Genomic DNA, 1,182 nt, shown 5'->3' with positions numbered 1-1,182 from the left:
GTTTCTTGTTTTCCATATATGGTTGTTGTGCGGATTGTTGAGGGTGAGCAATATAGGATTGTGCAATAAATTGTTGCATACTAAGCGTAAAATTTTCTTGATTTTTAGGATTAATTTTAAAAATTAGGAAGTAGTTAAAAAATCCTATGACTAAAGGTAGAAAACAAAGAGTTGTTAAATAAAAAGCTTGGGCTTTGTGAGTTGAAAGTGCATTCATTGGTTTTTCTCGGTAATGATTTGAAAATTCTCGTGATGATTTGTTCTTAAAATATCAATGATTTGCACAAAACTATTAAAAGTTGCATTTTTATCACTTTTGAGTTCCACAATTGTTTGTTTATCCAAAGTATTAATTCTTTTTTGAATCTCCTCAAGTGTGGTTTCTTTGTCTTCCAAGTAATAAACATCTTGTGCGTTAATAAGGATTTGGATTTTGTTGGAATCATTAGAAGATTGCATACTTGAATCAGATTTAGGCAATTCTATTTTTATCTCTCCGTGCGCAATAAAGGTAGAAATGCTCAACACCATTGCAAGTAAAACTAAAATGACATCAATAAAAGGAACAATATTTAGTCCCTCTGAATGTTGAATTTTTAACATCGTGGATTCTTTGTATTTGCTTTATAATCATTGTTTAAGAGGCTGACTTTTCTAAAAAGTGCGTTGTAGCTAATAAGAGATGGAATCGCAACAAGTAGCCCAAGTGCAGTGGCTTTTAATGCCAAAGAAAGCCCCATTACAATGGATTTGACATCAATATTTCCACTAAGCCCCATATCGTAAAAGGTAATCATAATGCCAATCACCGTGCCAAGCAGTCCAACATAAGGAGCATTAGAATAAATAATATGCAATGTTGTGAGATTTTCTGTAATGGCTGCTTCAAAGTTTTCTTGAGTGTTGAAGTTTTTTAGCTCAAGTTTTCTAAAAAACAATAGCCTCTCAATCACGCACCAAAGAGCTATAAATGCCATTAATCCAAGAATTGTAAAGATGAGAATATCCACATAGGATTTAAGAATTTCCATAAATTTTCCTTTCATAAAAGTAATTTTCAAAATTATGAAACTTTAAAACTTATAAAATAATAAAAATGATTATTATTAGTTATTAATGCAAGAAAAAAGCAAAATTTATTTTAATTTTAGTAATGATTATTATAATTTTGAATTCAATTTT

The 1,182-nt window shown here is 29.8% G+C and carries 2 protein-coding genes and 1 pseudogene; all 3 read right to left on the bottom strand.

Annotation, left to right across the window (positions count from 1 at the left end; translation table 11 throughout):
- Positions 1–217, bottom strand: a pseudogene (locus Q1553_RS00055) (hypothetical protein); the annotation flags it as partial.
- On the bottom strand, positions 214–603 hold the full coding sequence (gene exbD, locus Q1553_RS00050; protein ID WP_115552065.1) for a TonB system transport protein ExbD: 390 nt from the start codon (positions 601–603) through the stop codon (positions 214–216). The gene exbD and the pseudogene Q1553_RS00055, both read right to left, overlap by 4 nt.
- Positions 597–1,031 carry a TonB-system energizer ExbB gene (gene exbB, locus Q1553_RS00045; protein WP_115552064.1) on the bottom strand — a complete coding sequence of 145 codons (435 nt, stop codon included), beginning with the start codon at positions 1,029–1,031 and terminating at the stop codon, positions 597–599. The genes exbD and exbB overlap by 7 nt, the downstream gene beginning before the upstream one ends.
- Between the last annotated feature and the right edge of the window lie 151 nt (positions 1,032–1,182).

Origin of the sequence: Helicobacter sp. UBA3407, assembly GCF_949747025.1 — a bacterium.
Taxonomy (GTDB): domain Bacteria; phylum Campylobacterota; class Campylobacteria; order Campylobacterales; family Helicobacteraceae; genus Helicobacter_D; species Helicobacter_D ganmani.
This window is presented reverse-complemented; position numbering and strand designations above follow the sequence as displayed.